We start from the raw sequence: 18,989 nt of genomic DNA on the forward strand, positions 1-18,989 counted from the left end.
CGCTCCCGTTCCCGGGCCGCCGCTCGGCTCAGAGCGCGTCCAGGCGGGGGATCTGCTCCACCGCCCACGGGCTCAGCAGCCACGGTGTCCGCTCGGCCACCGCCACCAGGTCCGCCCACTCCGTCCACGCGTACTCGGCCACCTCCGACGGGTCGGGGTCCGGGCCCTCCTCCGCGCGCGCCCAGAAGACCGGGCAGAACTCGTTCTCCACGATCCCCTCGGCCGACACCGCCCGGTACCGGAAGTCGGGCAGCGCGGGCCGCACCCCGCTGACGCGCATCCCCAGCTCCTGGCCGACCCGGCGGCGCACCGCCGCGTCGAGGTCCTCGTCCGGGCCGGGGTGGCCGCAGCAGCTGTTCGTCCACACCCCCGGCCAGGTGGTCTTGCCCAGGGCCCGGCGGGTGATCAGCACCCGCCCGTCCGCGTCCAGGACGTAGCAGGAGAACGCCAGGTGCAGCGGTGTCTCCCGGGTGTGCACGGTGGCCTTGTCGGCGACGCCCACGCGCTGGTGCTCCTCGTCGAGCAGAACCACGAGTTCGCGCTCTGCGCCGCCCTCCGCGCCCGCGGCGGCCCTGTGCTGGGTCACGGCTCCTACCCCCCGCTTCCGGGACCGCCGCGCTCCGCCCGGTCGGCCCTCGTTCCTGCGTCACACGCGTACGGTCCGTACTCCCCACGCGGTGACGTTCTCCCCTCCCATACTCACCCGTCACTCCCACCCGATGCGCACCGGCTCCACCGGACCGCGCTCCGCGCGGTCCCGGGGTGCGCATACAGTTCCTGATGGCCCCGAGTCGGGAGCCACCGGACACAGGGAACGGAAGGCCGGCCGCGACGACCGCGGCGCGGCGGTGGAGCGGTGACAGAGACGATGACGGACACGGGTACCCGGACGCTGCCGGAGGAGTCGGAGCACCCGGCGGAGCGGATCGACCCCGACCGGTTGGCCGCGTGCCTGGACGTGATCGCCCGCGCCGGTGAGCTGCCCAGCGATCACCCGGACTCGGTCGCCCTCCAGCGCGCGACCGCCCGCCTGTTCAAGAACGTCAAGGAGCGGCGCCGCAAGGAGCGCCAGGCCGCCCGCCAGGCCCACGACAGGGCCGTGTTCGCGGCCACCGCCACCGCGGCGCCGGACCGGATCGACGACGAGACCAACGGCCGCGCCCTCACCAGCGGCAGCGGCGGCGCCCTCGCGGGCGTGCTGAGCAGGCCCCGGCCCTGCTACATCTGCAAGGAGAGGTACCGGGAGGTCGACTCCTTCTACCACCAGCTGTGCCCCGCGTGCGCCGCGTTCAACAGGGAGCGCCGCAACGCCCGCACCGATCTGACCGGGCGCCGGGCCCTGCTCACCGGCGGCCGGGCCAAGATCGGCATGTACATCGCACTCCGGCTGCTCAGGGACGGCGCGCACACGACCGTCACCACACGTTTTCCCAACGACGCGGTGCGCCGGTTCGCCGCGATGCCCGACAGCGGCGAGTGGCTGCACCGGCTGCGGGTGGTGGGCGTCGACCTGCGCGACCCCGCCCAGGTGCTGCGGCTGGCCGACGCGGTGGCCGAACAGGGGCCGCTGGACATCCTCATCAACAACGCGGCCCAGACGGTGCGCCGTTCGCCCGGCTCCTACGGGCCGCTGGTCGAGGCCGAGGCCGAACCGCTCACGGGCGAGGGCCTCCCCGAGCCGCTGGTGCTGGGCGGCGTGCGCCCGCGCGCCCTGGAGGACCGCGCCGACCCTGGGCGGGACGCCCCGGCGACCCACGCGCTCACTCCGGCCATGCTCACCTCCCTGGCGCTGACCACGGGCTCCGCGTCGATGGAGAGGGTGCGCACCGGGACGGCGATCGACGCCGGAGGGCTGGTGCCCGACCTGGCCCCGGTGAACAGCTGGACGCGGCGGATCGGCGAGGTCGACCCCGTCGAGATGCTGGAGGTGCAGCTGTGCAACGTGAGCGCGCCGTTCCTGCTGGTGGACCGGTTGCGCCCGGCCCTGGCCGCGTCCCCGGCGCGCCGCACCTACATCGTCAACGTGTCGGCGATGGAGGGGGTGTTCGGCCGCGGCTACAAGGGGCCGGGGCACCCCCACACCAACATGGCCAAGGCCGCGCTCAACATGCTCACCCGCACCAGCGCCCAGGAGATGCTGGAGTCCGACGGAATCCTGATGACCAGCGTGGACACCGGGTGGATCACGGACGAGCGCCCGCACCCGGAGAAGGAGCGGCTGGCCGAGGCCGGGTTCCACGCGCCCCTGGACCTGGAGGACGGGGCCGCGCGCGTGTACGACCCCATCGTGCGGGGCGAGCTGGGAGAGGACCTGCACGGGTGCTTCCTGAAGGACTACGCCCCCGCCAACTGGTAGAGGGCAACCGGAAGCCGGATCCCCTCGGGGACCCCCCGTATCCCAGGAAACCGCATCGGGCCCGGCGGCGGTAGAGGCGGCGGGAGGCTGTGGACAACCGCCGCCCGCGAGCGGCTGGAGGGCGTGCCGCTCCTGTCGGGAGCGGCACGGCGGCCGGGGGACGCGTTCCGCCGCCGGACGGTTCCCGGTCCCGCCCGCGCGCCACCGCGCGGCGCACCGGCGCCGCCCCGGGGAGGCTCCGCCTACTCCGCGTGCCCGTTGCGGTAGGCCCAGGCCGCCACCTCCACGCGGTTGCGCGCCCCCAGCTTGGCCTGCACGCTCGCCAGGTGCGTCTTGACCGTGCTCACGGTGACGAACAGCTCCCCGGCCACCTCGGTGTTGGTCAGCCCCCGCGCCACCGCGCGCACGATGTCCAGCTCCCGCACGGTCAGCCCGCCGTCCCCCGGCGCGGACCGGGGCGCCGCCGCGAAGTGCCGCAGCAGCCGCACGGTGACCCTCGGGGATACCAGGGCGTCGCCCCTGGCGGCGGCCCGCACCGCCTCCACCAGCAGGGCCGGTCCGGCGTCCTTGAGCAGGAATCCGACCGCCCCTCCGGTGATCGCCGCGTGCACGTACTCGTCCAGGTCGAACGTGGTCACCACGACCACCCGGAGCGGGTCGGCCACCCCCGGACCTGCCAGCCGCCGGGTGGCCTCCAGGCCGTCCACCCCCGGCATCCGGATGTCCATGAGCACCACGTCCGGGCGCAGCTCCCGCGCCAGCCGGACCGCCTCCAGACCGTCACCGGCCTCGCCCACCACCTCGACGCCGTCCTCGGCCGCCAGCATGTACCGGAACCCGGTCCGCACCATGGCCTGGTCGTCCGCCAGCAGCACCCGGATCGGCGCCTCGCCGCCGCCGGGCACCGCCCGCTCCCCTCCGGCCTCCTGGGACCCCCGCATCACCCTCACCCCTGCTCCCCGACAGTCGAACGTCGCTCCGGGCCCTCGCCCGCCCGGTCCAGCGGCAGCCGCGCCGCCACCTCCCAGCCCCGGCCCCGGTCACGCGGGCCCGCGGAGAACACGCCGCCGAGCAGGCGCACCCGTTCCGCCATGCCGACCAGGCCGAACCCGCCCCCGGCCGGTCCCGAGCCCCCCTGGCCGTCGTCACTCACCCGCACCGCGACCTCCTCCGCTCCGGCCTCCACCGACACCTCCACCCGGGCGGCGCCCCGGGCGTGCCGCAGCGCGTTGGTGACCGACTCCTGGGCGATCCGCAGCACCGCCGTCCCGGCGGTCGGCGGCAGGGCCTCCACGGGACCCCGGCACCGTACCGCCACCTCCGGTCGGCCCCCGGCCGCCGGTGTCACCAGCCGGGCCAGCCCCGCGGCGGTGTCCGGGGCCAGCGGCACGTCGCCCGGCTCCCGCAGCCGCGAGACCATCCCGCGCATGGACTCCAGTGCGCGCGCCCCCGCCGCCTCGATCTCGGGCAGCGCGTTCCGCACCGCGCCGGGGTCGCGGTCGGCGATGTGGCGCAGCGCCTGCGCCTGGACGACGATGCCGGTCACCTCGTGCGCCACGACGTCGTGCAGGTCGCGGGCGATCGCCAGCCGCTCCTGGGACCGGGCGTGCTCCACGTGGGAGCGCCGCTGGGCCTCCCGCCACCGCAGGTACAGCCCCGGGGCCAGTCCCACGGCCACGAACGTCAGCGACGTGTTGGCCAGGCTCGCGTAGTAGGGGACGGGCTCTCGCAGGTAGTCCGAGAGGGTGGCCGCGAAGGCGCACAGGGACACCGCGCCGATCTGCCAGGGGCCGCACCGCAGCCCGGCCAGCGCGAGCAGCACCAGCAGCCCGCTGACCTCCGAGCCCGCCAGGGCGTATCCGAACGCCTCCCCCATGGGCAGCGGCCACAGCATCGCGGAGGCCGCCAGCACCGAGGCCGCGGCCGCCGCACCGGACACCGCGGTCGCCACCGGTCCCGAGGACGGGCGCAGGGTGAGCAGCGCGAGCACGCAGACCACCCCGCCGGAGACCACCGGCACGTAGTCCATGGCCGAGTGCGGGGGCCCCATCCAGTCCGGGCGGGAGAAGTCGCCGTGAACGCGCAGCAGGTCCAGCGCCCACAGCACCGCGAGCACGCACGCCACGGCCCACGGCGCGATCCGGGACAGCGCACCGCTGGTCCGGCCGCCGCCGCGCGTCGCGAACACCCTGTTCATGGCCATGGCGACCAGCGTAGGCCGCGCGGACGCGGCGGGCCTCGGCCGAAGGTACGAGGCGGGCGGGTCCGGGCGTCGGCCGTTCGGTCGATGCGCGCGCACGGGCCCGGAGGCGAGGCTGGGAGCCGTTCGACGTCGGAAGGGGAGAGGGCGCCGCATGAGCGAGGCGGGGTACGACACGACAGGGGCACAACGGCACGGGGACGGGACGCACCACCCGGTCGGTGCCGGGGGGCGGTACACGGCCGGGGCACGGCACGAGGGCGGGGCGCTCCACACGGCCGGGTGCGGGGAACCGCGCACGGCGGGGACCGAGGCGCGGCACACGGCCGGGGCACGGCGCGCAGCCGCGTCCGACGGTGCCGGTCCCGGCCTGCCGTCCCCCGCGCGGCGCGTGGTGTTCCTGGACGTCGCCCGGGCGCTCGCGATGATCGGCGTGGTCATGATGAACGCGTCCTCGGTGGTCTATCCCGTCGAGATGTCGGGCGACCGCGTCCCGGGCGTGCTGAGCGAACTCGTGGACGGCGGGCTCACCCTGCTCATGTCGGGCAGGGCCAGGACCATGCTCATGGTGCTGCTGGGCGCGGGCGTGGTCCTGGCGTGGCGGGCCGCCGCCCGGCGCGGCGGGAGTCCGGCGGCGGTGATGCTGCGCCGCTACGCCGTCCTGGGCCTGCTGTTCGGACTTCCGCACCTGGCGGTCTTCGACGGGGACATCCTCACCCAGTACTCGGTCGCGGCGCTGCTGCTGACCCCGCTGGTGCCGCTGCTGCTCGGCGGGTCCCGCCGCAGACCGCTGGTCGCGGCGGCCGTGCTGTTCGCCGCCGTGCCGGTGTCGGACCTGCTGCTCTCGCCGTTCCTCGGGGACCACACCTGGGGGGCCTCGGCGATGCTGGTCCCGCAGACCCTCGGGTTCTTCTGCGTGGGCGTGTGGCTGGCCCGCCGCCCGGAGCTCACCGCCGAGCCCGGAACCGGTGCGGAGGGGACCTCCCGCCTGCCGCTGCGCATGCTCGTGTTCGGCGCGGTGGTCCAGGTCCTGAGCGTGGCCCTCATGCTCGTCGGCAGCGTCGTGTTCCCGACCGAGTTCGGCGCCGACGGCGCGCCGGTGCGGTCCGTGGGCGAGACCGTGGTCGTCCTCCTGGGGAACACCTTGCTGAACCTGGGCGGAGCCCTGCTCTACCTGGGACTGGTGTGGTGGCTGGTACTCAGGGGACGGGGCGCGGCGCGCGTGCTGGGGACCCTGGCCCCGCTCGGGCGGATGACCCTCACGGTGTACCTGGGCAGCACGGCGGTGTTCCTGGCGGTCATGGGCCCGTTCGAGGGGACGGTTCCCCAGCTGGCCCAGTACGCCCTGGCCGCCGCCTACTTCGTCGCGACCGCCGTCCTGGCCCACCTGTGGGCGCGCCGGTTCCGGCTCGGTCCGCTGGAGTGGGTGTGGCGGAGCCTGACCCACCTGCGCCCGGTGCCCCTGCGCGCCGAGCGCTCCGGTCGGCGGTCCGGCCTCCCGGCCGCCAGCGGGGACCCGGCCTGACACCGGAACCCGACCGCTTCCGGCGGCGGTGGTGCTCACCTGCCGGCGGTTGCGGAACCGGGTCCCACCCGGAGAGAGCCATGGGGCGGCGGACCGGTGCACCCCTTCCGGTCACCGCGCCAGCCCGACGGGGACGCCCGTCCGGGGCACCGCCCCACGGAGGTGTCGGCGGAAGTCGCGCGGCGCCCCGCCCGCCCTGCCCCCGGGGGGGGGCTCCCGGACGACCCGCACGTCGTGCGGGTCCCCCTCAGCCCCCGGCGACCGAGGGCAGCACGCGCACGTCCGCGCCGTCGCGGACCGGCGCCGCCAGCCCGCCGGCCCCGCGGCACTCGTCCTCGTCCACGAACACGTTGACGTAGCGGCGCAGCCGCCCCTGCTCGTCGCGGATCCGCCTGTCCAACCCCGGATACCGGGCGGTGAGCGCGTCCAGCACCCCGCCCAGCGCGGTCCCGTCCTCGACCTCCACCGGGACGTGGGCCGCGCCGTCGGCGTCGGCCATCAGCAGACCCGGCAGGTGTACCGTCACCCGCATCTCACACCTCCGCGGCGCGTACGCACAGGACGTCGGGCAGGTGCTGGACCACCGGGTGCCAGCCGTCACCGCCGTCGGTGGCGGCGTAGACGTCGCCCGACCGGGTGCCGAAGTAGAACCCGGGCACGTCCGCCCCGTCGGTGCAGGCGCCGTCGCGCAGCACGATCCCGAAGTAGGGCTCCCGCGGCAGGCCCTGCGTGAACGGCCGCCAGCTGCCGCCCCCGTCGTCGGTCCGGTACACGCCCAGCCGGTGGTCGGGCGGCAGGTGTACCTCCTGGCTGACCACGGGGAAGTTGAGCGCGGTCTCCGGCCGGTGCGGGTGGGCGACCACCGCGAACCCGAAGTCGGTGGGGAGGCCGGTCTCCACGGCCGTCCACCCCTTCCCCGCGGGGTCCGAGCTGCGGTACACCCCGTGGTGGTTCTGCGCGTAGAGCACGCCGCCCGGCCCGGCGGCCACCTTGTGCACGCACTGGCCGTACTCGGGCTCCTCGTCGGGCAGGAACACCGCCGAGATCCCCCGGTTGGCCGGAGCCCAACTGGCACCGTCGTCGCGGGTCTGGTAGACACCACCGGTGGACATGGCCACCGTCACGGCTCCGGGCACGCGCTCGCCCGCGCCGAGGATCCCGGGCAGGATCGTGTGGACCGCGCCGCCGCCCGCCCCGGGGAACCAGTCGGCGCGGTGCGGGTGGTCCCACAGGGCGCGGACGAGTTCGAAGCGCAGCCCGCCGTCGGAGGACCGGAACAGGGCGTGCGGCTCCACCCCCGCGTACACGGTGTCGGCGTCGTCGCCGAAGGCGAACTGCCAGGCCCGGACGAGGGAGGCGTCGGTGTCCTCGGGGAAGGCGATGGGCGCGGACCCGGGCTCGTGCCAGGTGGCGCCCCCGTCGTCGCTGTACCAGACGCTCGGTCCGAAGTGCGAGCTCTCCGCTCCGGCGAGGATGCGGCCGCTGTGCGGGTTGACGCCGACCGCGTACACCGCGCTCATGCTGGCGTAGTCCGCGGAGTCGAGCCGGTGCGGGCCGCTCACCTCCCACGCGCGCCGATCCTCGCTGCGGGCGGTGAAGAGCCCCTTGCGTGTGCCGATGACCAGGAGATATGCCATGACCAGCTCCAGAATGGGATCGAGGTCTCCACTGTGGCACAGGCCACTGACAATCGGCGGTCGCGCGCCCCGGCGGGCCGCGTTCCCCGGCCGGGAAACTGTAAGGAAACCGAACATTTTCCTGGAAGATGTTCAATGGGGACTGAACCGGAATGGCTCCCGCTCCGGCCGCGCGGAAGGCGAAATCCGCTGAGAGGCGAACCGCTTTCCGGGTAGATGTTCCGCACGGTCCGGAAGGCGGTTGTCAGACGAACCCCGCTCTGCAATAAAATTCCGGGCCAACCAGTGCGCCCGCGTGGGTTTCGGACTGTGCCCACCGGATGCGTTCCCGCTACAACAGGACAGACGACTTCCCGCTCCCCGGTCTCGCGGTGCGTTTCAGGACTACCGTCCCAATGGTCCCGCGTACCAAAGAGAACCGGATCCCCACTCGATAGGGTCGCCTCATGCACCACCCCCCCGACACGCTCCACGCCCGCAAACGGCGTAAGGCCCGGGCCATGATCGTGTCAGCAGCCTTCCAGCTCTTCGCGGAGCACGGATTCGACAACGTCACGGTCGCCGCGATCGCCGAACGCGCGGAAGTCGGCCGGACCACCTTCTTCAGGTACTTCGGCGACAAACAGCAGGTGCTGTTCGCCGACGACGGGGCGGAGGCCGACCGCATGTGCGCCTACGTGCTGGAGAAGGCTCCCCGGCCGCTGGGCGAGGACCTCGGCGCCGCCGTCGAACTGCTCAGGGAGGCCGACGCCGCCGTCAGGCCGCACACCGCGCTCTCCCCGGCCCACTCCGCCGTCCTGGCGCGCCTGCTCCGGGAGAGCGGTGAGCTGCGCTCGCGCTACCTGCTCACCCGCCAGCAGCGCGCCCACCGGTTCGCCGGTGCACTGGTGGAGGCGGGTGCGGTCGAGAACGTCGCCGTGCTCGCCGCCCACACCGCCATGGCCTGCGAGTTGACCGCCATGCGGCTGGCGGAGAACCCGGAGGCCTTCCCCGCCCGCCTCGACGAGGCGCACGTCCTCCTCCACACCATCGGCAGACCGGCGGCCCCCTGACCCGGGCCCCCACCCCGCACCGACCCGGGGCGCACCGATACCGGTACCGGCCGCCCCGGGCCGTGTCGCGCGGCCGGTACGCCCACGGCGTCCCGGACACCCGCGCGGTCCGGAGCGTGCGCGCCTGGACGCGGCCGGCGCGCTCGCGGCGCCCCGGCACGTCCACGGCGTCAGGACGTGCGCCGGGCCGCGTCGAGGGCCGCCTCCACGCCCTCGTCGTAGCGGAGCGCGGCGGTGATCAGGCCGTGGCGCACCTCGAACAGGGTCGCGGTGCGCACCGGGGCCGCCTCGGGCCCCGAGTCGGCGCGGCCGGGCCATGCGGCGTCCTGCTCCACCACGACGCGGTGCTCGTCCACGGTGTGCCAGCCGACCGGTTCGATGCGGATGCCCGAGTCGCGGACCCAGTCCAGGAAGGCGTCCACGCCCTGCGCGGAGCCCTGGGGGCCGCCGACCCTGATGCCGGGGTCGGCGACCGCCTTCGCCGCCGTCAGGTCCCTTGCGCTCACCGCCGCGTGCCAGTCCCTGACCGGCGCCCAGCGCGCGTCGTCGGTGTCCGCGCTCATGTGCATCGCCCTCTCTGCGTCGGGTGTCCGTTCCTTCGGCCCGCGTGCTCCCGCGGGCTCCCCCAACCCGCTACCCGGAACCGGGCGGTCGTGATCTTCCCCCTCCGGGAACAGGGTGCGCGCGGGTCGTGGAGGAAGCCCCCCGCGCCTTCGGGGCGGTGTGCTCTTCCCTCCGGAGGGAAAGGGCGTTCCCCGTGGGAAAAGACGGCGAGGGCGTTTTCCCGATTTCCGGTCTGACGTTTTCCCCGGTGTCCGGGCAGGCCGGGAACGCCGTTCGGAAGCCGTTCTCCGCGGGCGCCGCCGCGGGAGGGCGCGCGCCGCTCCGGCGCCGCCGCGCACGGGCGGCCGGGCCGCGGGTGACGGCGGGGGAGGGCGCGCCCGGACCTGGTGTTCCGCGTGGCCGGGGCGTCCCCGGGGAGGCCGTGAGAAGTGGTTTCCCCTGTGTCCCCCCGCCGACGTCCTTTCCCCGGCGAGGAACCGGGTACGACGAGGACGCGCGGGAAAGCGCGTCGGAAGGAGCACGGGAAACCGAGGGAAAAAGCCCTGGAACACGCGGCGGAGAAACCCCGCGACGCGTTCCCGCGCCGGAACCCCTCTCCGAAATCCCCTGTGCAGGGGCGCGCGGGGAGCACCTTGCCGTCCTCCCCGCGCTTTCCGGCCGCCCGTCCAGGCGGGGCCCCTCGGCCGGGGCGCCGCGCGCCCGCCGGGAGCGAACGTTCCCCCCGGTCCCCGTCCTCTCCGCGCCTCCCCGGTCTCCCGGCCCGGGCGGCTCCCCTCGGCCGGGGTCAGTGCACGACGGCGGCCCGGTACGGCTCGGCCCTGAGCAGGGTGACCCCGATGACCGCGCCCCGGGGCGCGGTGAACGTGCGCCGCTCGCCCTGGCGGGCGCCCACCAGCGCCGCGCCCAGCGGGGACTCCGGGGAGTACACCGTCATCCGGTCCGCCACGGACGCGTCCCGGACGCCGAGGAGGAACACCTCGTCCTCCTCCTCGCCGTCGTAGCGGATGGTGAGCACCTTGCCGGGAGCGGCGATCCCGTCGTCGGGCGCGGCCTCGTCCACGACGGCCTCGCTGAGCAGCCGCTCGATGGTGTGCACGCGCGCCTGCCGCACGGCGGGGTCGTGAATGTAGCGGGGCGCGGGGAGTACGTCCCCCGCGCCCCGGTCCGCCCCGGTGCCGGGGTCGTCGTCGGGGAGCGCGCGCAGCGTCCGGAGCTCCTCCCGGAGCCGCTCGTAGGCCTCCCGGGTCATCCATCGGTCGGTGGTCCTGGCCATGAACGTTCCTTGTCTTCAGGGCCCGCGCCGCGGACCGGGTCCACGGACGGGGCGAGCACAGCGGCGGCCGACACGGGGGCCGTCACCTACCACGAGTGTGTCCACGGGGACGGGGCCGGGCGTTATCCTCGGGCGACAATCAGGTGAGGCCCCTTTGTGGCCGCGGAACAACTCCGCCGCCGGGGAAAGGAGCGGGCGTGATCCACCTCGACCGTCTCGTCAACGTCCTGGGCGGCTACGGCGCCCGGCTCGTCGGCCCCGAGCCGCTGCGCCGCAGGGAGCTGCGCAGCGTCGCCATGCACGATCCCACCGACGACGTGCCGCAGCTGGGCGACGCCTTCCTCGCGGTCGGCGTGGACTCGGCCGCCGAGGCGGTGCGCCTGGCCGAGCAGGCCCGCGCGACCGTCGTCATCATCCGGTCCGCGACCGAACCCGGCGACGACGTACGCGCACGCCTGGGCGAGGGCGGCCCCGCCCTCCTGGTCGTGGAGCCCGCCGTGTCGTGGAGCCAGGTCTCCGGGGTCGTCTACGGGCTGGTCCTGGAGGGGCGCGAGACCGAGGCCGGGCGCGGCCCCAGCGACCTGTTCACCCTGGCCGACACCGTCGCCGCCGAGGTCGGCGGACCCGTCACCATCGAGGACCGCGCCTCGCGCGTGGTGGCCTACTCGGCCTCCCAGGGCGGCACCGACCGGGTACGGCGCGACACCCTCGTCGACCGGCGGGTCCCCGAGCGGGTCCGCGAACGCCTCGACGCCGACGGGGTGCTCACCCGGCTGGCCGCCGCGACCGGCCCCCGGTTCGTACCGGGGATACCCGAACTCGACATGGGCGGACGCACCGCCGCGCCGATCCGGGTGGGCCGCGAACTCCTGGGCACGCTGTGGGTGGCGTGCGACGCGCCCCTGGACGCGGACCGCTCCCGGGCGCTGAGCGAGGGGGCGCACACGGTCGGGCTGCACATGCTGCGCGCCAGGGTCAGCAGCGACCTGGAGCGGCAGGTGGAGTCGGAGTCGGTGATCGACCTGCTGGAGGGCTCGGCCGACCCGGCGCAGACCGCCGGGCGGATCGGCCTGCTCGGGGCGGGGCTGCGGGTGATCGCCTTCCAGGCACGCGCCCGCACCGAGCCCGAGGCCGCGATCCTGCACCTGTTCGAGCAGGTCACCACCGGTTTCGGCTGGTCGCGTCCAGGACGCAGCACCCTGCTCGGAACCACCGTGTACACCGTGCTGCCGTGCGGGGACGACCCCGCTCCGGCGGTGGAGTGGGTGCGCTCGACGCTGCGCGGCCTGCCCGACCGGCTGGGCGTGGTGGCCGGGGTGGGCGGCACCGCCGACGCCGCGGGCCTGCCCGCCAGCAGGCAGGAGGCGGACGAGTGCCTGACGCTGCACGGACAGGCGCCCGAGGGCGCCGACGCGGTCGTCTACGACGACGCCTGGGACTCCGTGCTGCTGCGCCGCCTGCGCCTGGTGGCCGAGGCCGGGCGCATGCCCGTCCGCAACCCGGTGGCGGACCTGGTCCGGTACGACGCCGAGCACGGCACCGACCACGCGCGCACGCTCCGCGCCTGGCTGTACGTGCACGGGGACCTGGGGAGGGCGGCGGAGCTGCTGGGCCTGCACCCCAACACGGTGCGGTACCGGCTGCGCCGGATGGGCCGGGTCGCGGACCTGCCGCTGCACGACCCGCGGGCCCGGGTGGCGATGACGGTCGCGCTCGCCGCGCTCGTGGCGGACCCGCCCGGGGAGGAGGGACCTCACCCGCTCTGAACCGACACCCGTGTCCGCCCGCGTCCGCGTGCCGCGCGGACCGGCGGCGCACCCGCTCCGGGCGGGCGGCCGGGTGTGTTCCGGCGCACTCTCCCGAGTTCGGGCAATGCCCGGGTGCGCGGGTCCGCGGATCGCTACCGTTTGCGCATGAGCACACTGATCAAGGACCTGACAGCGTTGTTGGGGACCGCGGCGGCGACCACCCGGTGGGACGGGCGAGTGGAGGAGGAGCTGGCCCGGCCCCTGGTGGAGGCGGGCCTGGCCCGCAGGACCCCGGCCGGGACCTACCTGACCCCCGCCGGGCGCGACGCCCTCCCCGACGGCGCCACCGCGCGCGAGCTGCGCCCGCGCTTCGACTGGGGCAGTGACCCCTATCCGGCCGCGCCCCCGGCCGCGCCGACCGTGGAGGACGTGCGGGCCTACCCCGCCTACTGGCTCTGCGGCCCCGGCAGGGAGCGCGTCCGCGAGGAGTGCTGAGGCGGGCACCGCGGGGACCCGTCCGTCCGGGACGGGTCCGAGCGTCACGTGGGACGGGCGGAGCCCTCTCTTTGAAGGCCCCTGCCAACACGGACCGGGCCCGCGCGGGGCGACCACGGAGGCGGTCGGCCCCGGCTCACGCGGCACCGGGCCCGCGCGCACGGGACGGGGAGCGGCAGGTTCGCCCCGGCCCCTTGTCAGAAGGGGCGGGCGCGGATTCAATCGGGGTGTCGGGCGGTCCGTCGGCACGGCCCGCCGTCGCCTCGGCGGAGGGAAGCGCGCATGCCGGGACCGTGGAACGCGTGGCCGTGGGAGGCCGACCCCGAGGCCGTGCGCCGGGACGTGGCGGTCGCGCACGCGCGCTTCACCGACTCCGGTCGGGTCAGCGGCCCGGTCCGCCCCGTCGTCGGCGCCTCCTGGCGGCGCAGCGCCCAGCACGGCGTGGACCCCGACACCGCCCTGCCCCGGATCGAGCTCACCGGCCCCGACCTGCGCGACCACCGCGACGCGCACCCGCTGGCCGCCGTCATGCCGCTGCTGCGGCACCTGCTCGTCGACACCGCGCCCGGCCCCCAGATCCTCGCGGTGGGCGACGCCTCGGGCCGCCTGCTGTGGGTGGAGGGCGACCACCGGCTCCGCGGCCGGGCCGAGGACATGTGCTTCGTCGAGGGCGCCAACTGGCACGAGCACGCGGTCGGCACCAACGCGCCCGGTGTCGCCCTCGCCCTCGACCACGAGGTCCAGGTGTTCGCCAGCGAGCACTTCGCCCGGGGCGTGCAGCACTGGAGCTGTTCCGCGGCGCCCCTGCACGACCCCGGCACCGGCGCCCTCCTGGGCGTCCTCGACCTCACCGGGGACAGCCACCTCGCCTCGCCGCAGGCCCTGGCCCTGGTCCGCGCCGCCGCCACCGCGGCGGAGGCGGAGCTGCGCGCCCTGCGCGCCGGGGCCCGGGGGCCCGAGCCGAGACGGCGGCGGGCGGGCCGGACCGCCCGCCCGCCCACCGGTCCACGCGGAGGCGCCGCCTCCGCCGAAGCCCGCGGACCCGCCGGGGACGACCGGCTCCGCGTCCTGGGACGCGACGGCGCCCGGCTCACCCTGGACGGCCGCGACCTGGACCTGAGCACCCGCCACTCCGAGATCCTGCTCCTGCTCGCCCGCAGTCCGCGCGGGCTGACCGGCGACGAGCTCGGCGCCCGGCTGCACGAGCGGGACGCCTCCCCGGTCACCGTCCGCGCCGAGGTGTCGCGCCTGCGCCGCCTCCTCGGCCCCGGCCTGCTCGCCTCCCGCCCCTACCGGCTGTGCCGTCCACTGGCCACCGACGTGGACGAGGTGCGCCGCCACCTGGCCGCGGGCGCCTACCGGCGGGCCCTGGACGCCTACGCCGGGCCGGTCCTGCCCCGCTCGGAGGCGCCCGGCGTGGCCGAGGTCCGCGACGGCCTCCAGGCCGAGGTGTGCGAGGTCCTGGGCGCCAACGCCGGACCGGACGTGCTCCTGGACTGGGCCGAGCACCCCGAGTGGCGCGACGACCCCCGAGTCCTGACCGCCGTGCTGCGCGCCCTCGACCCCGCCTCCCCACGCCACGCCGCCCTGCGCGGCAGGCTGCGCTGGCTCGGCGGCTGACCCGCCCGCAACGTGGTCGCAACGTGGTGGTGACTAGCGTCACCCTCCCGACCTCCCCGGAAGCGGCTGCCGGCCCCACGGCCGGAGCCCGGTGAACTAAGGAGACCTCCATGGCGATCTACGCACCCCCGGGCCAGCCCGGAAGCGTCGTCGAGTACGCCGCCCGCTACGACAACTGGATCGGGGGCGAGTGGGTCAGGCCGGTCCGGGGCCGCTACTTCGAGAACCCCAGCCCCGTCAACGGCCGTGTCTTCACCGAGGTCGCCCGCAGCGGCGCGGAGGACGTGGAACTGGCCCTGGACGCGGCCCACGGCGCCGCCCCCGCGTGGGGCCGCACCTCCGCCGCCGAGCGGGCCCTGGTCCTCAACCGGATCGCCGACCGCGTCGAGGAGAACCTGGAGAGGCTCGCCGTCGCCGAGTCCTGGGAGAACGGCAAGCCCGTCCGCGAGTGCCTGGCCGCCGACCTGCCGCTGGCCGTGGACCACTTCCGCTACTTCGCCGGGGCGATCCGCGCGCAGGAGGGGCACACCTCCCAGATCGACGGCGACACCGTCGCCTACCACTTCCAGGAGCCCCTGGGCGTGGTCGGCCAGATCATCCCGTGGAACTTCCCGCTGCTCATGGCCACCTGGAAGCTCGCGCCCGCGCTGGCCGCCGGGAACGCGGTCGTGCTCAAGCCCGCCGAGCAGACCCCCGCGTCGATCCTGCTGCTCATGGAGCTGGTCGCCGACCTGCTGCCGCCCGGCGTGGTCAACGTCGTCAACGGCTTCGGCGCGGAGGCGGGCAAACCGCTGGCCAGCAGCCCCCGCGTCAGCAAGGTCGCCTTCACCGGCGAGACCACCACCGGCCGCCTCATCATGCAGTACGCGTCGGAGAACCTCATCCCGGTCACCCTGGAGCTGGGCGGCAAGAGCCCGAACATCTTCTTCGCCGACGTGGCCGCGGCCGACGACGCCTTCTACGACAAGGCCCTGGAGGGCTTCACCCTCTTCGCCCTCAACCAGGGCGAGGTGTGCACCTGCCCCTCGCGGGCCCTGGTGCAGGACGCCGTCTACGACCGCTTCATGGGCGACGCCCTGGCCCGCGTCGGCCGGATCCGGCAGGGGAACCCGCTGGACACCGACACCATGGTCGGCGCCCAGGCCAGCAACGACCAGCTGGAGAAGATCCTGTCCTACATCGACATCGGCCGCCGGGAGGGGGCCGCGGTGCTCGCCGGAGGGGAGCGGGTCGATCCCGGCGGAGACCTGTCCGGCGGCTACTACGTCGCGCCGACCGTCTTCGAGGGCCACAACGGCATGCGGATCTTCCAGGAGGAGATCTTCGGCCCGGTGGTGTCGGTGGCCCGCTTCGACGACTACGACGACGCCCTCAAGACCGCCAACGACACCCTCTACGGGCTGGGGGCGGGGGTGTGGTCGCGCGACGGCAACACCGCCTACCGCGCGGGCCGCGACATCCAGGCGGGCCGCGTGTGGGTGAACAACTACCACTCCTACCCGGCGCACGCGGCCTTCGGCGGGTACAAGCAGTCCGGCATCGGCCGCGAGAACCACAAGATGATGCTCGACCACTACCAGCAGACCAAGAACCTGCTGGTCAGCTACTCCGACAAGGCGATGGGGCTGTTCTGATGGATCCCCGCGCCGACGGCGCGGCCGTGGAGAGGGTGGCCGTCACCGACGCGGCGGCCGCCCTGCTCCGCGAGCTGCGCGCCGAACACGGGCCGCTCATGTTCCACCAGTCCGGCGGGTGCTGCGACGGCAGCTCGCCGATGTGCTATCCGGCGGGGGAGTTCCGCACCGGGGCCTCGGACGTGCGCCTGGGCGACCTGGAGGTGGGCGCGCCCGAACCGGTGCCGGTGTGGATGTCGCGGGCGCAGTTCGAGCTGTGGAGCCACACCCACCTGACCATCGACGTCGTCCGGGGCAGGGGCGCGGGCTTCTCCCTGGAGGCGCCGACGGGCAACCGGTTCCTCATCCGCTCCCGGCTGATGACCGACGACGAGGCCGAACGCCTCTGAGCCCGCGCGGACCCGGCGGGGCGGAGAACGCGGTGGGGCCGCCCTGACGGAGCCGGACGGGGCGGCCTCCCGGGGGAGCGCGGGGGGAGCGGCCCTCCGGTCCGCGCCGCCCCGTCCCCCGTCAGGCGTTCCCGGGGTCCGGACGCCCGTCGGTCCGCGCGCCGGCTTCGGAGGCGCGGAGTTCCTCGTTGATCCGCTGCGCCTCCTCCAGCTGGTCCTCCAGGATGATGATCCTGCACGCGGCCTCGATCGGAGTGCCCTCGTCCACGAGTTCGCGGGCGCGGGAGGCGATCCTGAGCTGGTAACGGGAGTAGCGGCGGTGCCCGCCCGCCGAGCGCAGGGGCTCGATCAGCCGGGCCTCACCCAGGGCGCGCAGGAAGGCCGGTGTGGCACCGATCATCTCCGCCGCGCGGCCCATGGTGTAGGCGGGGTAGTCGTCATCGTCGAACCGGTCTTCGGTTTCGGGACGGGACAAGCGTTTCTCTTTCTCTCCTCATCGCACGCCGAGGGCCCCAGCGCCGAACAGCGCTGGGGCCCGAGAGTTCAACACCATCTACCGGCTGCTGCCGGTCTTCCGCTTCCCGAGGTCGAACTGGGACGGGAGCGCGGGGATCGCGGTTGTGTGACCGTGGACCACCTTCTTCCGAACCGGGGCCTGCGGTACCCGAGTGGGACATCCCCACACCCGGGCGATCCTCGATGGCATCTACTCCTCTCGATCTCACTGCGTACACTTCACACCTGCCGCGGCGCCCCCCGTACGGGCGGGGCGCCGGTCCTGCGGTACTGCCTTACCTCTGTACTGCGTGTCGCTGTCCTACCGGCTCCCGGCGTCTTGAGGCACGTGCACACCGGTCGAGCCGACCTGCTCTGTCACTGCGCGGTCCTCCCCGTGCGGGCGAAGAACCGGTCCTGCGGTACTGCCCTACCTCTGTACTGCGGTCCTACCGGCTCCCGACGCCGTACGCAAACCTCTGCGTCGGTCGAGCCCTACCGCGTTCTCCCTGTTGCCGCGGCGTCCCCCGTGCGGGCGGGACGCCGGCCCTGCTCCCCACCGGCGCATCCGGTGGTCCACCTCGTGGATCTCTGTGGCTACGACAGGAAATGTATCAGCGCTTCCGGCGGATGTCTACTCTGGCCGATGTAGATTTCGGTGAGTCCCGCGAGGAGGTTTTCCGGAAGCGCCGCCTCAGCCCGCCTCGGCGTACACCGGGGCCTCCAGGGACGCCCTCAGCTGCTCGGCGAGCGGTTCGTCGAGGCTGTGCGGCAGGCCCCCGTGGCGAGGGTCCCGGCACGCCCGCCGGAAGGAGTCGGGGTCGCCGGTCAGCTCCGCGGTGGCGTTCCTGAGGTCCTCCAGCGCCTGGCGGAGGCGGTCGGGAGTGCTCCCCCACGCGGTCTCGTAGGCCCGGAGGGCGCGGAAGAAGCGGACGCACGCGAAATGGGTCGTCTCCCGGTGGTCGTGGCGCTGGATGTGCTCGGCCACGGCGCGGGTCCTGCGGAGTGTGGAAGGCATCGGATCACTGCTTCCTGAGGGGAGGGACACGGACACTGCTCAGGGGCGGGCGGCCCGGCCGGAGCCGGGCCGTCGGGGGCTCAGGCCCGGATACTGCGGGGCTGGCCCTCGCCTGTGCCGACGCTGATCTTGCGCGGCTTGGCCTGCTCGGCGACCGGGATGCGCAGGGTCAGGACGCCGTCGGCGTAGTCGGCCTGGATGGCGTCGGTCTCCAGCGTCTCGCCGAGGAACAGCTGCCGGGAGAAGGTGCCGGTGGGCCGCTCGGCGACCACCACCGACTCGCGGTCGCGCACGGTGTCGGGGCGCTCGGCGGTCACCGTGAGCACGTTGCGCTCGACCTCCAGGTCGATGGAGTCGGCGCGCACGCCCGGCAGGTCGAAGCAGACGACGAAGACATCACCGTCACGGTAGGCGTCGATCGGCATCGCGGCCGGTCGGGACGCATCGCCCAGGATCCGCTGTGTCAGGCGGTCGATGTCCCGGAAGGGGTCGGTACGCATCAGCATCATGGAAACCTCCCTTGGCTCTACTAGAAAACCTGATGCGAGGTGACGCAAGTTTTATACCTCAGTCTGGAGAGGTAAACAACTATGTCTGACAAAGATTTTCTCAAGCCGTGGGTAAGACGACGGTCCCGACGGGAAGGATGCGCTGATGAGGGGACCGGGGCCGGATCCTGTCCGGGGCCTGTACACGATCTCCGTGGCCGCGGAGCTGTCCGGCGTCGCGCCGCGGAGCCTGCGCGCCTACGAGGAGCGGGGCCTGGTCGCTCCGGCGCGCACCGAGGGCGGCACGCGGCTGTACAGCGACGACGACATCATCCGCCTGCGGCGGGTGGCCGAGCTGGCCGCCCAGGGGGTGAACCTCGCGGGGATCGGCCGGATCCTGGAGCTGGAGGAGGAGAACACCCGGCTGCGCGGCGGTCCCGGGTGAGGCGGGCGGGGGCCGGCTCCGCCCGGACCCGGCCCGGACACGGCGAGGGC

The 18,989-nt window shown here is 74.6% G+C and carries 19 protein-coding genes; 9 read left to right on the forward strand and 10 right to left on the reverse strand.

Annotation, left to right across the window (positions count from 1 at the left end; translation table 11 throughout):
• Positions 1 to 28: 28 nt before the first annotated feature.
• Positions 29 to 586, reverse strand: coding sequence for an isopentenyl-diphosphate Delta-isomerase (gene idi / locus UIS43_RS19965; RefSeq protein ID WP_013155860.1), 558 nt, complete (start codon positions 584 to 586; stop codon positions 29 to 31).
• Positions 587 to 868: 282 nt separating this feature from the next.
• On the opposite strand from idi, the gene UIS43_RS19970 reads away from it, so the two are divergent.
• Complete coding sequence (locus tag UIS43_RS19970) at positions 869 to 2,356, forward strand: SDR family NAD(P)-dependent oxidoreductase (RefSeq protein ID WP_071621090.1); 1,488 nt, start codon at positions 869 to 871, stop codon at positions 2,354 to 2,356.
• A gap of 242 nt (positions 2,357 to 2,598) precedes the next feature.
• Here UIS43_RS19970 and UIS43_RS19975 read toward each other — a convergent pair whose 3' ends face one another.
• Positions 2,599 to 3,297 (reverse strand): response regulator transcription factor, encoded by a 699-nt coding sequence (locus UIS43_RS19975; protein WP_013155862.1) that lies wholly within the window; start codon positions 3,295 to 3,297, stop codon positions 2,599 to 2,601.
• A gap of 5 nt (positions 3,298 to 3,302) precedes the next feature.
• The gene (locus UIS43_RS19980; protein WP_370011254.1) at positions 3,303 to 4,559 is read right to left on the reverse strand and encodes a sensor histidine kinase; all 1,257 of its coding nucleotides are present in this window, start codon (positions 4,557 to 4,559) and stop codon (positions 3,303 to 3,305) included.
• A 151-nt stretch (positions 4,560 to 4,710) separates the two neighbouring features.
• Here UIS43_RS19980 and UIS43_RS19985 point away from each other — a divergent pair, with 151 nt between their 5' ends.
• Complete coding sequence (locus UIS43_RS19985; RefSeq protein WP_370011257.1) at positions 4,711 to 6,081, forward strand: DUF418 domain-containing protein; 1,371 nt, start codon at positions 4,711 to 4,713, stop codon at positions 6,079 to 6,081.
• 247 nt (positions 6,082 to 6,328) lie between these two features.
• Here the strand turns inward: UIS43_RS19985 and UIS43_RS19990 are convergent, their stop codons facing one another.
• Complete coding sequence (locus tag UIS43_RS19990) at positions 6,329 to 6,613, reverse strand: ubiquitin-like small modifier protein 1 (RefSeq protein ID WP_370011259.1); 285 nt, start codon at positions 6,611 to 6,613, stop codon at positions 6,329 to 6,331.
• Position 6,614: 1 nt separating this feature from the next.
• Entirely contained in the window at positions 6,615 to 7,718 is a 1,104-nt protein-coding gene (locus UIS43_RS19995; RefSeq protein WP_013155866.1) for a sialidase family protein, read from the reverse strand.
• A 446-nt stretch (positions 7,719 to 8,164) separates the two neighbouring features.
• Between UIS43_RS19995 and UIS43_RS20000 the strand changes: the two genes are divergently transcribed.
• On the forward strand, positions 8,165 to 8,770 hold the full coding sequence (locus UIS43_RS20000) for a TetR/AcrR family transcriptional regulator (RefSeq protein WP_013155867.1): 606 nt from the start codon (positions 8,165 to 8,167) through the stop codon (positions 8,768 to 8,770).
• A 170-nt stretch (positions 8,771 to 8,940) separates the two neighbouring features.
• On the opposite strand, the gene UIS43_RS20005 is transcribed toward UIS43_RS20000, so the two are convergent.
• Both UIS43_RS20005 and UIS43_RS20010 read right to left on the reverse strand, forming a co-directional pair.
• A complete protein-coding gene (locus tag UIS43_RS20005; RefSeq protein WP_013155868.1) occupies positions 8,941 to 9,333 on the reverse strand; it encodes a nuclear transport factor 2 family protein in 393 nt (130 codons plus the stop codon).
• A gap of 785 nt (positions 9,334 to 10,118) precedes the next feature.
• The gene (locus tag UIS43_RS20010; RefSeq protein WP_013155869.1) at positions 10,119 to 10,607 is read right to left on the reverse strand and encodes a GreA/GreB family elongation factor; all 489 of its coding nucleotides are present in this window, start codon (positions 10,605 to 10,607) and stop codon (positions 10,119 to 10,121) included.
• A gap of 197 nt (positions 10,608 to 10,804) precedes the next feature.
• Between UIS43_RS20010 and UIS43_RS20015 the strand changes: the two genes are divergently transcribed.
• From UIS43_RS20015 to UIS43_RS20035, 5 genes are all read left to right on the forward strand, one after another.
• A complete protein-coding gene (locus tag UIS43_RS20015; protein WP_013155870.1) occupies positions 10,805 to 12,373 on the forward strand; it encodes a CdaR family transcriptional regulator in 1,569 nt (522 codons plus the stop codon).
• Between the two features lie 147 nt (positions 12,374 to 12,520).
• Complete coding sequence (locus UIS43_RS20020; protein WP_013155871.1) at positions 12,521 to 12,850, forward strand: hypothetical protein; 330 nt, start codon at positions 12,521 to 12,523, stop codon at positions 12,848 to 12,850.
• 282 nt (positions 12,851 to 13,132) lie between these two features.
• Positions 13,133 to 14,470, forward strand: coding sequence for a GAF domain-containing protein (locus UIS43_RS20025; protein WP_370011265.1), 1,338 nt, complete (start codon positions 13,133 to 13,135; stop codon positions 14,468 to 14,470).
• Between the two features lie 110 nt (positions 14,471 to 14,580).
• Positions 14,581 to 16,104 carry an aldehyde dehydrogenase family protein gene (locus tag UIS43_RS20030; protein WP_013155873.1) on the forward strand — a complete coding sequence of 508 codons (1,524 nt, stop codon included), beginning with the start codon at positions 14,581 to 14,583 and terminating at the stop codon, positions 16,102 to 16,104.
• On the forward strand, positions 16,104 to 16,493 hold the full coding sequence (locus UIS43_RS20035; protein WP_013155874.1) for a DUF779 domain-containing protein: 390 nt from the start codon (positions 16,104 to 16,106) through the stop codon (positions 16,491 to 16,493). The genes UIS43_RS20030 and UIS43_RS20035 overlap by 1 nt, the downstream gene beginning before the upstream one ends.
• A 121-nt stretch (positions 16,494 to 16,614) precedes the next feature.
• Here UIS43_RS20035 and UIS43_RS20040 read toward each other — a convergent pair whose 3' ends face one another.
• The 3 genes from UIS43_RS20040 to UIS43_RS20050 form a co-directional block, all read right to left on the reverse strand.
• Positions 16,615 to 16,968 (reverse strand): MerR family transcriptional regulator, encoded by a 354-nt coding sequence (locus tag UIS43_RS20040; protein WP_013155875.1) that lies wholly within the window; start codon positions 16,966 to 16,968, stop codon positions 16,615 to 16,617.
• 714 nt (positions 16,969 to 17,682) lie between these two features.
• On the reverse strand, positions 17,683 to 18,006 hold the full coding sequence (locus UIS43_RS20045) for a hypothetical protein (RefSeq protein ID WP_041553368.1): 324 nt from the start codon (positions 18,004 to 18,006) through the stop codon (positions 17,683 to 17,685).
• An 80-nt stretch (positions 18,007 to 18,086) separates the two neighbouring features.
• Entirely contained in the window at positions 18,087 to 18,515 is a 429-nt protein-coding gene (locus UIS43_RS20050; protein WP_013155877.1) for an Hsp20/alpha crystallin family protein, read from the reverse strand.
• A gap of 145 nt (positions 18,516 to 18,660) precedes the next feature.
• Here UIS43_RS20050 and UIS43_RS20055 point away from each other — a divergent pair, with 145 nt between their 5' ends.
• Positions 18,661 to 18,939 carry a MerR family transcriptional regulator gene (locus tag UIS43_RS20055; protein WP_013155878.1) on the forward strand — a complete coding sequence of 93 codons (279 nt, stop codon included), beginning with the start codon at positions 18,661 to 18,663 and terminating at the stop codon, positions 18,937 to 18,939.
• The last annotated feature ends 50 nt before the right edge of the window (positions 18,940 to 18,989 follow it).

The organism is Nocardiopsis sp. LDBS0036, from assembly GCF_041228755.1.
In the GTDB taxonomy this organism is placed as follows: Bacteria; Actinomycetota; Actinomycetes; order Streptosporangiales; family Streptosporangiaceae; genus Nocardiopsis; species Nocardiopsis dassonvillei.

What these genes read in the sequence shown, in the direction of transcription:
- UIS43_RS20045 (WP_041553368.1), bottom strand. Translation starts at nt 18,006, where the DNA reads ATGCCTTCCACACTCCGCAGGACCCGCGCCGTGGCCGAGCACATCCAG.
- UIS43_RS19980 (WP_370011254.1), bottom strand. Translation starts at nt 4,559, where the DNA reads ATGGCCATGAACAGGGTGTTCGCGACGCGCGGCGGCGGCCGGACCAGC.
- UIS43_RS20030 (WP_013155873.1), top strand. Translation starts at nt 14,581, where the DNA reads ATGGCGATCTACGCACCCCCGGGCCAGCCCGGAAGCGTCGTCGAGTAC.
- UIS43_RS20020 (WP_013155871.1), top strand. Translation starts at nt 12,521, where the DNA reads ATGAGCACACTGATCAAGGACCTGACAGCGTTGTTGGGGACCGCGGCG.
- UIS43_RS19975 (WP_013155862.1), bottom strand. Translation starts at nt 3,297, where the DNA reads ATGCGGGGGTCCCAGGAGGCCGGAGGGGAGCGGGCGGTGCCCGGCGGC.
- UIS43_RS19995 (WP_013155866.1), bottom strand. Translation starts at nt 7,718, where the DNA reads ATGGCATATCTCCTGGTCATCGGCACACGCAAGGGGCTCTTCACCGCC.
- UIS43_RS20000 (WP_013155867.1), top strand. Translation starts at nt 8,165, where the DNA reads ATGCACCACCCCCCCGACACGCTCCACGCCCGCAAACGGCGTAAGGCC.
- UIS43_RS19970 (WP_071621090.1), top strand. Translation starts at nt 869, where the DNA reads ATGACGGACACGGGTACCCGGACGCTGCCGGAGGAGTCGGAGCACCCG.
- UIS43_RS20010 (WP_013155869.1), bottom strand. Translation starts at nt 10,607, where the DNA reads ATGGCCAGGACCACCGACCGATGGATGACCCGGGAGGCCTACGAGCGG.
- UIS43_RS20025 (WP_370011265.1), top strand. Translation starts at nt 13,133, where the DNA reads ATGCCGGGACCGTGGAACGCGTGGCCGTGGGAGGCCGACCCCGAGGCC.
- UIS43_RS20050 (WP_013155877.1), bottom strand. Translation starts at nt 18,515, where the DNA reads ATGATGCTGATGCGTACCGACCCCTTCCGGGACATCGACCGCCTGACA.
- UIS43_RS20055 (WP_013155878.1), top strand. Translation starts at nt 18,661, where the DNA reads ATGAGGGGACCGGGGCCGGATCCTGTCCGGGGCCTGTACACGATCTCC.
- UIS43_RS20035 (WP_013155874.1), top strand. Translation starts at nt 16,104, where the DNA reads ATGGATCCCCGCGCCGACGGCGCGGCCGTGGAGAGGGTGGCCGTCACC.
- UIS43_RS19990 (WP_370011259.1), bottom strand. Translation starts at nt 6,613, where the DNA reads ATGCGGGTGACGGTACACCTGCCGGGTCTGCTGATGGCCGACGCCGAC.
- UIS43_RS20005 (WP_013155868.1), bottom strand. Translation starts at nt 9,333, where the DNA reads ATGAGCGCGGACACCGACGACGCGCGCTGGGCGCCGGTCAGGGACTGG.
- UIS43_RS19985 (WP_370011257.1), top strand. Translation starts at nt 4,711, where the DNA reads ATGAGCGAGGCGGGGTACGACACGACAGGGGCACAACGGCACGGGGAC.